Source organism: Prevotella sp. MGM2, assembly GCF_002933955.1.
Classification (GTDB): domain Bacteria; phylum Bacteroidota; class Bacteroidia; order Bacteroidales; family Bacteroidaceae; genus Alloprevotella.
Window position 1 is genome coordinate 1 of record NZ_BEWW01000326.1, and the last position, 10,685, is coordinate 10,685.

Sequence of the window (10,685 nt, forward strand, 5' to 3'; positions counted from 1 at the left end):
CAAATTTAACACTTTTCTCAAAATTCATGCACCGTGTTTTCGGCTTGACCCGAAACATCCGGCTCGCTGTGGAAACTTTCGGAAAGCAGGGTGCTGGATAACGGGGTGGTCTGTTCGACCTACCTGTTTGGCGGGAGCGTATAAAAAATGCGCCCGGTTCCCGCCGGGCGCAACCACTAAAATTTCAATTATTATAAGTTGCAAAACCTATCACAATGAAATTTCAACGGCAAAGATAGGCTATTTCTTCGGTTTCGCTTTCTTTTCGGGGAATGAAAAACCGACATTGAACTGTTCATCCAGCACCAGCGAAGCATCGAAAGCCTTGCCGTTCTTGCCCTTGAAGCCCTTGATTAGCCCGGTCTTGCGTTTCGTCACCAGCTCGACAATCTGCTTGTCGGAAAGCTGCTTGTCGCACTTGTTGCGGAATATGGTTAGCGTGCAGTCCACGTTGGAACACTTCGCCACTTTCGGGTAGAACAGGATGCGCCCGTTATTGCATTTGGGGCAGGGACAGGTTTCACCAATAGCAACAGATAGCTGCACCGATAGCAGTTCTGTGGTGATTTGCGTTGCGTACACCTCGATACCCTTTCGGAATGTGTCGGCATCCATACAGCCCGCTTCTATCTTGGAAAGGGCGGTTTCCCACATACCCGTCATTTCGACATCGGCAATCTTATTGTCCTTGACAATCCCATAAACGGCAAGCCCCTTGTCGGTAGGTACAAGGTTCTTCTTCTCACGCACGATGTACTGGCGGGCGAACAGCGTTTCGATAATCGCCGCACGGGTGGCGGGTGTGCCTATCCCGGCATCTTTCAGGCTGGCTTTCAGGTCGGCATCTTCCAGTTCCTTTCCGGCGTTCTCCATTGCGGCAAGCAGGCTGCTTTCCGTGTGCAGCGGTTTCGGCTTGGTCTGCTTTTCGAGCAGATCCACGCCGGAGAGTGGCAAATATTCTCCCTCTTGGAGCGGCGGCAGGCTGGCGGCTTCTTCATCACCTCCCGTTTCCTGCTCGCCGAACACGGTACGCCACCCGGTAACTTTCATCACAGACCCTTTTACCGTGAAGTCAGTATCTCCAGCCGACAATATGGCGGTGGTAATGTCTTTCACGCACTTGCCCGAAAAGGCTTCCAGCATACGCCCGGCTACCAGCTCGTAAACCGCCCGCTCGTCTTTGGAGAGTTCACCGGGCAGGTTCTCGGTAACGATTAAGGCGTGGTGGTCGGTCACTTTGCCGTCATTCACGCTACGGCGGTTCAGGGGTGTGCCGTCCAGCCCGGCGGCATACCCGGCAAAGCGGGAGTATTGCCCTAACAGGGCGATACGCTCCGGCATTTCATCGAAAACGTCCTCCGATATATAGCGGCTTCCGGTTCTCGGATAGGACATCACTTTCTTTTCATACAGGCTTTGCGCTATGGAAAGCGTCTTGTCAGCCGAGAAATTCAGCTTTGTATTGGCTTCCTTTTGCAGCGTGGTAAGGTCGTATAGAAGCGGCGGTTCTTGGCTGGCTTCTTTCCTCTCAACGGATTTCACGGCAAGTTGTCCGGCATCCTTTACCCGTTGCAGGGCGGCTATGGCTTCGGGCTGCTGCTCCCACTTGGCGGTCGTTTGGGCGGTGAAACTTATTCCCCCGCTGGTGGTATGGGCTTTGAGTTGCCAAAACTTGGCGGGTACGAAATGCTTGTTCTCCAAATAGCGGCTGCATATCATCACGAGCGTGGGTGTCTGCACCCTGCCCAGCGAGAACACCCCCTGCCCGGCGGCTACGCTCAACGCTTGGGTGGCGTTTATCCCTATCAGCCAGTCTGCTTCGCTGCGGGACTTGGCAGAGAGGTAGAGGTTATCGTAACATTCTCCCGGCTGCAAGTTATCCAGCCCCTCACGGATTGCCTTGTCGGTAAGGCTGCTTATCCACAGGCGCACAAATGGTTTTCGGCAGTTCAGGTAATGGAAGATGTAGCGGAAGATTAGCTCACCCTCACGCCCGGCATCGGTGGCGACAATAATCCGGTCGCACTGGTCGAACACTTCCTTTATCACTTTCAACTGTTTCAGCACGCCGGGGTCTGCCTTATAACCTTTCTCCACTTTCACCTGACGGGGGATTAATTGGAAATCGGGCGGCAGTATGGGCAGGCTCTCCCTGCGGAAGTTCGCCACGCCATAGGCTTCCGGCATGGCAAGCTGAATTAAGTGGCCGAACGCCCATGTCACCATATACCCGTTGCCGGAAAGATAACCGTCATTACGCTGGGTCGCCCCGATGATGCGGGCGATATCCTTTGCCACACTGGGCTTCTCTGCTATCAATGCAATCATAATTCTTTACTTTTTAAGGTGGGTACTACATTTTCATTCCTCTGGACTTCTTGGGTTTGTCCGCTTTCAGGCTCTTATCCTGTTTCTCTTTCTGCTTGGCGGTGGGCTTGTCCTGACCCTGTTTCAACGGCTCTTTGCCCTGCTTGGTGGCTTCGTTGGTCTTGCCCTCCGAATTGACCGCTACCTGCGTCCGGCTCTCGGCGGCGGGGGTAACGTCTTTCGGCTGCACCTTGTCGGGAGATTTGCCCTGTGCGCCGGGCTGCACATGACCGTTGAACTCAACGCCCTTGCCGTCATTTAACCCAGCTACCTGCTGTTCTGCGGGCTGCTGCCCCTGCTGCAAGAACTGGACGGCAGACCTCGGCAGGAACTCCAAGCCACGCTCCACCGCACTGACCTGTAAATAGGCACTGCGCCGTGTGCCGTCCCTGAATTGCAGGTTTTCCATTTTGACCGCTTGCCCGGCTTCAAAGGCGGCTTTCTGTTCCGGGCTGACTTTCACGTTGCAAATGGTATCGGGGCATTTCCATTTGTCTGCCCGCATGTACTCCAGTTCGTGCGTGTACCTGTCCCGGCTGACGAACACGGGGATTTGCCCGCCGCTTTTCGGGTCTTTGATTTCAGCGATGCCGCCCAAGTTGCCAGTGCCTTGCAAGTTACCCTGTTCCTGCTTGGTGGACCCGTGTTCATGGAACGGGCGTTGCAACAGTTTCTCGTCCTGCTGCACGCCGTGCAGCTTGGGTACTACCGTGCCGTCCTTAGCCTGATAGAAAGACAGCTTGACATCGGTAGGTTTGAGGTAGAAGCCGCCCACCGTTCCCGAAACGGTGTAAGTGTTGCGGGACTTGTAGCCACGCATCACCCGGTCGAAGTCCTTTGTGTTTTTCAGGGTGTCGGCGGTGATGCCGACTTTTTTCAGGTTCTCCCAGTCGATTTTTGCCGGGTCGAAGCGGTAGCCCTGCTTGAACTCGTGGAAGTCGGGCTTCGGTACTCGAAGCATTTCAGCCCGCTTGTCACCCTCCGGTGTCGGGTTCCGGTGGTTGTCCTCGATTGCCTTTGCGTTCTGCTCCGCTTCGGAAGCCTTGACACTGAACAGTTCCAGCCCGGAAGTGTCCTGGAACTTGCGGAAGAAATTGGAAATGAAGTTGCTGAACACATCGCTGTTCTTGTCCACCTGCATGAACTCGCCGCCCTGTGTCGGCGGCACGGTCTGCAAATTGCCCTCCTTGTCGATACCCTTAACGGCACTCACCTTGCCCTGCTGTTTATCCAAGACCAGCAGCACGTCTTTTTCCTGCCCCTCTGCGGGCGGGGTCATTCTGTTTGCCATAAATAATTGAAATTTTAGCGGTTACGGGAATAGTCCCGCCCAAAGGTAGCGACTAAATATGCTATATTTGGATAGGCGGCAAGGGGTGTCCGAATTTGTCCTGCGATGTCCCGATTTGTCCGGGTCAGATGAAAATATCCAACCAACAGTTGGAGAAATAAAAACATCTTCGGCAAAATATTTGTTATGTTTTTGCAGGTAATTACATAATATACTATCTTTGCAGTATAGAAACAAAGTACATAAATATGGCTTCATTCAGGAAAGAGATACTTGGGCAGATTGAACGGATAGATACCGGGCGTATATTCACGTTCCGAGATTTGTCGTTTGAAACGGAAAAGACCGCCAATGTTGCGGTGCTGCTCTCCGAACAGAGCCGCAAAGGGGTACTGGTACGGGTTGAAAAAGGGGCGTACTACCGCCCCAAGAAATCTGTCTTAGGATTGGGGAAGCTGCCCGTCTATCAGGATGAACAGTTCCGTTATCTTACCGAAAAACTGAACGGCTATATCACGGGAGCTTACGTCTATAACAAAATGGGGCTGACCGAACAGGTCGCCACAACCATAACGATAGCCACTCCAAATCCGGTTCGCCGTTTCCGTTTCAAGAACTTGGATATAGAGTGCGTGAAAGCCTACTGCATGGATTATCCGGATGAAAGCCTTGTCCCGTACTTGCGGCTGCTCGATGCGATAAAGGACATGAAGCGCATACCCGGAACAACCGGACAGGACATCTACAACCGGGTCAAAAGCCAATATTTCAACGGGTACAGTCTGCCGGAACTGGAAAAAATCGTATCTTTGGCAAAAAGTTACCCGCCACGTGTCAGAAAGGTGGTGGCAGACATACTGGGCGACATCAGACAAACCGTATTGCAAACGGAAATGGCAAAGACCATTCTTCCCACGACACGGTTCAACTTGGATTATAAAACGGCATAGGACAGAAATATGAATTTACATTCGGACAAGGAAGCGTTCAAGGAAATCATCGCACTGGCGGCTGAACATTTCGGCTACGAGCAGTCGCACGTGGAAAAGGATTACTGGGTATCGAAGATACTGCGGGATATTTCCATGTCCGAATATGCGGATAAGACCTACTTCAAAGGCGGAACTTCACTTTCCAAAGCCTACGGGCTGATAGAACGCTTCTCGGAAGATTTGGACTTGTTCGTGTTCACGGGTGATAAAGGTGCGTCCAAGCAGGCGGAAAAGACATTGAACAAGAAACTTTCCAAATACATAGCCGAACTCAATAGTGACATATACAAGGAAGATTTGTCGGAAACGGGCGGTAATTACCGTAAACTGTATTTCTCGTATGACAATGTATTTCAAGGCGTGGGACTGAAAGAACATTTGGAAGTAGAAATAAAGTCTTGTGACCTGCCGGACAAAAAACTAATGTTCTACCCGGCAGACAAGCGGGTTATCAAATCGATTGTGACCGCCTTTCTTGAAAGTATCGGGCAAGAGGAACTGATAAGCACCTACAGGTTGGGAAGTTTTGAAACGCAGTGCATCAACCCCCGAAAGACTATCTGCGACAAGGTTTCAAGGCTGGTAAAGCTGTCTTACAATGAGGATGCAGCCGCACTGCTGGCAAAGCATATCCGTGACGTTTACGACTTGTCGGCACTCTACCACAATCAGGAATATAACGATTACCTACATTCGGAAGATTTCTTGGATGCCATGTACCGGGTGACGATAGAGGACGGGCTAAACAAAAACTCCCGTTCGCACTTGTCGCTGGCTGATGCACCGATATTCAAGGATGCCGAAGCGGTCATGGCGTTACCCGAAGTGGCTACGGCGTACATTACCGATTTGAAGAAACTGACCTTTGACAAAAGCAAGATGCCGCCGATAGGCAAGGCTGTGGAAGCATTGGAGAACCTACACGAAATACTGGTGCGCTTTGAAGCCTACCGAATAAAGCAACAAAGCAAAGAATAGCTGTTGATTAATATAAAAACATAAGAAATAATTATATGATTTTCAGGGAAATAATAGAACGATTAACTGGCGTAAGTTGCCCCATTTTTGGTGTATCTTGGAATCCATCTGAAACAGAACGTACAAAAGCAATTAAAATTATACGTTTTTTAGAAGATAAAAGAGTATTATATAATCCTTATGAACAAGAATGTCCTGACCATTGTATTCATTCAATAATTGAAATCAGACATTTTTTAACAGATAAGATACAAGATATATCATCAGAAACCAATCTTTATAATTACTTAAAAGCAATGCGTATTGCATGTAGGAAGTTCTTAAATCAATATACTAATGAGAATAATAAGGTGCATTTTTATTTGCACAATTATGATTGTATAAGTAGCTGGAAATTTAATTCTACATTAGGTGAATTAAGAGGTACATTTGGTATAATGTTGGCGCAAATGGCTGTGGCTTATGGGATAGATATTGAAGATGAATTATCCTCAATATTGCCTGAAAAAGATAGCGAGGAATAATATTCCTCGCCGTTTATTCTTCATCCCTTATCAGGTGGCATAGCTCCGGGTCGTTCTTAATCCGGGTTATCTCGTCCTCGACTATCTGCCGGACTTCCTGACGGATACGGTCATAGTTGGCTTGTATCTCCTCCTGCATCCGGTCGTTGCCGTCCTTGTCGGTGAAGTCGATTATCTGCGGCAACTTCACGTAACGGGCGGTTTCCCGCTTCACCTTTTCATTGTCCACCACGATTTCACAGTGGAAAATCTTCTGCTCTATCCGTTCATCGAAGTTGTCTGCCACAGCACCCACGAACATACCTTGCGTGAGGTTGGATATTTTGCTGGCGGGTATCAGGCTGTCCATTTGGGTGCTTATCGAGGTGGATTTCTCCCGCTGGTTGATTGTCATGCTCTGCCGTTTCTGCAACACCTTTCCGAAACGCTCCGACAGTATTTTTGCCGTTTCACCGACTACCTGACCGCTGAACACGTTGCCCACCGTATTTTGTATCACACGGCTTTCCTTGTCCCCGTAGTCACGGGTAAGCTGGCTGTAATCCTGAAAGCCTAACAGAACCGCAACCTTGTTGCTTCGGGCAGTGGCAATCAAATTATCAAGCCCACGAAAATATATGGTCGGTAATTCATCTATTATCACCGAACTTTTAAGCTGACCTTTCTTGTTTATCAGCTTCACGATACGGGAATTATATAAGCCCAGTGCTGCCGAGTAGATATTTTGGCGGTCAGGATTGTTGCCGACAACCAAGATTTTAGGCTCTTTCGGGTTGTTGATGTCAAGTGAAAAATCATCACCTGTCATTACCCAGTAAAGGGCGGGTGAAATCATCCTTGAAAGCGGGATTTTCGCACTGGCTATTTGACCCTGCAACTGCTCTTGAGCATCTGATTCCCAAGCGTCTACGAACGGGGAAAGGTAGTTTTCCAGTTCGGGATAACTGCGCAAAATGGTGAATACATCGGCGTATTTCTTGTTCAACAGTTCAATGGCATGGGGAAACGTGCAATACTTACCGCCTTGATAAATAAGGAGATACCAAATTATAGCCGCCAAAAGGATAATCGGGCTTTCCACGAAGAAGTCGCCCTGCTTGCTTATCCAAGAGCGATTGAGGTTAAGCATTATCGTGTAGCTGGCTTCATAAGCATCCGCAATGTCCGACATGAAGCTGGCGTTTATCGGGTTGCATCGGTGGCTCTTGCGGGGGTCGTCAAAGTTGATAACGTAAAACTTAGGCTTGACCTTGTAGCCGTCCAAGTGGTTAAGCAAATGATTGTAAGCGATTTCCGAAAGGTCAGGAAACTTATAATCATAGCAGTAAAGCGCAAAACCTTTCTCGATTTGCTGTTTTATGTAACTGTTTACCACTGCATACGACTTACCGCTGCCCGGCGTTCCCAATACAAGGCTGGCTCGGAACGGGTTCACGACATTTATCCAGCCATTATTCCATTTCTTCTTATAGTAGAACCGGGTAGGCAGATTTACCGAATACTCGTTCTCGATAAACCTTGTTTCCTGCTGGAAACTTTCGTTTTCCGTGTTAAAGACATCTTCCATGAGGTTGTTTTTCAACAGCCGGGACATCCATGTACCCGCCATGAGCATACAGATATAGCCCACCGACAGCGTGGCGATATAAAACACGGCATCCGCCGTGTGTGGCAGCGGAAGTTCCAGCAACCACCAGTTCAGAAAGAACAAAGTTACTCCTACCGCAAGGCTGCAATGTATCTTCGTCCACGTTATCTTTTCCTCTTTCACGCCCTTAGTGCCGATACACGACAGGGCGAGGAACACCACCGCAAAAAGTTTCGTCCAAAGGACGGACGAGAACAGCCCGGTGGTGCGCTGGAAGTTCCACAGTATCTTGTCTATCACTTCAAAGGTCACTCCCCATTCTTTCAGGGTGGAGTAACAGAACCAGTACACGTTTATTCCCACGAATATAATGCTGATTGCCCGCATAAAGTCCATGACCCGTGCAAGCCCTCTCAAATCATCTTCCTGTTGCATGATTGTAATGTTTTTTAAGTTAGTCGATGCGCCTTGTGCGCTTCTTTTTCTTCTTTCTCTTTTGGCGGGCGGTGTCCTGCGGCTCGTCACCGCCTGATGCACCGCCGCCCAACAATCCACCGAAAGCACCCAGCACGGAAGCCACGCCCGAAACGATGTCGGATTTCGGCGTGAAGCCCGGCTGTTCCTGATGCGTGGATTGGTCTTGCTGCGGTATTTCCACTTCGGGCTGGTGCATCTTTCCGGTTTCGCCCGAAAAACGTTCGTTGAACACGTTCGCCGAATACTCCTTGCCCAAGCGTGAACCGTTCAGCACCACCCGGCTGTCGTGGTCGATGAACGTAACGCCATAGATGCGCCCGCTGTCGTTCTGACGGAATACCACGTCAATGCCCTGCTTCCTTAGCTGTTGTTCCAGTTCCTTGCGGCTGCGGGCGGTCTGCATGGCAGTGGCGACAATCTTCCGGGTGCGCTCTTTCAGTTTCCCGTTCTTGATTGCTTCGCCCGATTTCTCCATTCTGCGCTGTACCGCTTCATAACCCACCGACTTGCCGATGCGGGAAGCCTTTACCGGGTTGCCCGCCTTTTCTCCTTTGTCGTTCATGGCGGAATAGACAATGCCCTGATAGGGCTTGCCGTTTATCTCGCCCTTGACTTCCTCGGCGCACACGTTGTAAGCGGCAAGCAAAGCCTTGTATTCCCCGAACGACTGGAAGCGGTAGCCATAGCAAGCCGCTTTCACGGTATTGCCGATTTGGTGTTTCACGTCCCCGGCGGCATAATTCACCTTTTTAAGTTCCGAGCGTTCGGCACGCTCCTTTCGCTCTGCCGGGTGCAGGTTGTATTTCTTCTCCAGTTCACGGGTGATTTGCTTGCTGCGCCGATGCTCGAACCTGTCATTCAGCGGTCTGCCGTTCTCGTCCACCCGCAATCCCACGATGTGGATATGGTGGCGGTCGATATCGGTATGCTTGTACACCAAATAAGGCTGGTCGCCATAACCCAACTTCCGCATATACTCTTTGGCAATGTCGGAAAGCTGCTGGTCGGTCAGCACGTCTTCCGGATGCGGGTTTATGGAAATATGAAGTATCGGCTTTTTGGTGGATAGCTGGACGGGCATCTGCATTTCAAAACTGCGCATACACTCGCCGATAGAGAAATTCCCGTCCTCGCTCAACAGCATCCGGTTGGAGAAAAGCACCTTTGCTTCCTCGCTGTCCACCTTGTTTTGGTTGTAAGCCAGTGCGCCGAACATATTGCCGCCCGTGTTTATTTTGGCAACCATAGTTCCTTGCACTCGTTTGTCAGGTCGATAACCTGACGGTTCAACACAGCCAGTTCGGTAGTCGCTTTCTCCAGTTTATAGAGAAAAGCCAGTGCCTTTTTCTCCGAAAAGTTACTATTCAGAGCCTTTACAACTTGGTTGTAATTGACCGCTACCGCCCGGAACTGGGCGTAAAATTCGGTCAGCTTGGCGCAATACTCGACCGCCGACTTATCCACTTTCACCACCCGGAACGGCTCGCCGAACAGCCGGGCGGCGATGAAACGGGACTTGCTCGTAACGCCCGACTGCTCCCATTGCGAGAGGAAGCGGGCGTTCTCCCGGTCGTTCAGGTAAAGGACATGGCGATGCTTCGCCGGGTCTGCGAGGGCGGAGCGACCGCCCTTGTTAGGTTTTCTTGTTTCCATGCTTCTTTGGATTAAAAAATTACGACTTCGGAGTGATTTTTACCCCCGCAAGGGGCAAGGCGTTTTCAGGCACGGAAAACGGTTTTGTAGCATACAAAACACACCTTGCTATTTTCTGACGAAAATCGAAATCCGTCACGGACGGATTGGGGTTAGCGTGGAACGGTAAGCCCTGCGTTCACCAGCCCGGTTTTACACCTGCGTCCCCTGCGGTTCGTTACTCCGCTGCAAAGTAACGGTGATTTATAATGCTGTAAAATAGGTGGTTGATGGACAAAACGGGACAGCGCAGGACAAATCGGGACAAGGTTTTCAGGGGACGTTTTTTCTCCCTTTTTTTGCATCGGATTTCAAGATTGAAAGCAAGATTGAAAGAAATATTCCAATCAGGAAAGAATGATTGAAAGCAATAAACAAATCTATCAACCAATAATGAACGGAAGCAATATGGAAAACGAGAAAACACCCCTTTATGTCGCCTTTTCCACCCAAAAGGGCGGGGTCGGCAAAACCACCTTTACCGTGCTGGCGGCGAGTTACCTCTATTACCTCAAAGGCTACGATGTGGCGGTGGTCGATTGCGACTACCCGCAACACTCCATTGCCGGGATGCGAAAGCGGGATGCCGAGCAGGTCGGGGCGGATGAAGATTACAAGCGCATGGCGTATGAACAGTTTACCCGGTTGAGTGGAAAAGGCGCGTGAGTTTGACCCCTTCGGGCAAAATAAAAATGACCCCTGTCGATGATACGGCAGGGGATTTTTTTTGTAGTTTTGAGAATCCTTGTCCTGGCACGGCGGGGTTCAATGTCAAA

8 protein-coding genes and 2 pseudogenes are annotated in these 10,685 nt (G+C 50.0%); 5 read left to right on the forward strand and 5 right to left on the reverse strand.

The genetic code is table 11. The features are described from left to right. Positions 1–51: 51 nt before the first annotated feature. Positions 52–144: pseudogene (locus tag C5S62_RS13035) on the forward strand (dihydrofolate reductase); the annotation flags it as partial. Between the two features lie 96 nt (positions 145–240). On the opposite strand, the gene topB reads toward C5S62_RS13035, so the two are convergent. Both topB and C5S62_RS13045 read right to left on the reverse strand, forming a co-directional pair. Next, positions 241–2,328 carry a type IA DNA topoisomerase gene (topB, locus tag C5S62_RS13040; protein WP_104405753.1) on the reverse strand — a complete coding sequence of 696 codons (2,088 nt, stop codon included), beginning with the start codon at positions 2,326–2,328 and terminating at the stop codon, positions 241–243. A 25-nt stretch (positions 2,329–2,353) separates the two neighbouring features. After that, positions 2,354–3,658 carry a DUF4099 domain-containing protein gene (locus tag C5S62_RS13045; RefSeq protein ID WP_104405754.1) on the reverse strand — a complete coding sequence of 435 codons (1,305 nt, stop codon included), beginning with the start codon at positions 3,656–3,658 and terminating at the stop codon, positions 2,354–2,356. A 248-nt stretch (positions 3,659–3,906) separates the two neighbouring features. Here C5S62_RS13045 and C5S62_RS13050 point away from each other — a divergent pair, with 248 nt between their 5' ends. The 3 genes from C5S62_RS13050 to C5S62_RS13060 are packed head-to-tail and all read left to right on the forward strand — an operon-like array spanning position 3,907 to position 6,152. Further along, complete coding sequence (locus C5S62_RS13050; protein WP_007845725.1) at positions 3,907–4,608, forward strand: DUF6088 family protein; 702 nt, start codon at positions 3,907–3,909, stop codon at positions 4,606–4,608. 9 nt (positions 4,609–4,617) lie between these two features. Then, on the forward strand, positions 4,618–5,628 hold the full coding sequence (locus tag C5S62_RS13055) for a nucleotidyl transferase AbiEii/AbiGii toxin family protein (RefSeq protein ID WP_104405755.1): 1,011 nt from the start codon (positions 4,618–4,620) through the stop codon (positions 5,626–5,628). Between the two features lie 35 nt (positions 5,629–5,663). Continuing rightward, positions 5,664–6,152 (forward strand): DUF6650 family protein, encoded by a 489-nt coding sequence (locus C5S62_RS13060; protein ID WP_104405756.1) that lies wholly within the window; start codon positions 5,664–5,666, stop codon positions 6,150–6,152. A 13-nt stretch (positions 6,153–6,165) separates the two neighbouring features. Here C5S62_RS13060 and mobC read toward each other — a convergent pair whose 3' ends face one another. The 3 genes from mobC to mobA are packed head-to-tail and all read right to left on the reverse strand — an operon-like array spanning position 6,166 to position 9,870. Beyond that, entirely contained in the window at positions 6,166–8,175 is a 2,010-nt protein-coding gene (mobC, locus tag C5S62_RS13065; RefSeq protein WP_104405757.1) for a conjugal transfer protein MobC, read from the reverse strand. A gap of 19 nt (positions 8,176–8,194) precedes the next feature. After that, complete coding sequence (gene mobB / locus C5S62_RS13070) at positions 8,195–9,463, reverse strand: conjugal transfer protein MobB (RefSeq protein ID WP_104405758.1); 1,269 nt, start codon at positions 9,461–9,463, stop codon at positions 8,195–8,197. Next, positions 9,448–9,870, reverse strand: a complete 423-nt coding sequence (gene mobA / locus C5S62_RS13075; protein ID WP_104405759.1) for a conjugal transfer protein MobA — start codon at positions 9,868–9,870, stop codon at positions 9,448–9,450. Before mobA ends, mobB begins: the two co-directional genes overlap by 16 nt. 432 nt (positions 9,871–10,302) lie before the next feature. Here mobA and C5S62_RS13085 point away from each other — a divergent pair. Beyond that, a pseudogene (locus C5S62_RS13085) lies at positions 10,303–10,566 on the forward strand (ParA family protein); the annotation flags it as partial. Positions 10,567–10,685: the final 119 nt, after the last annotated feature.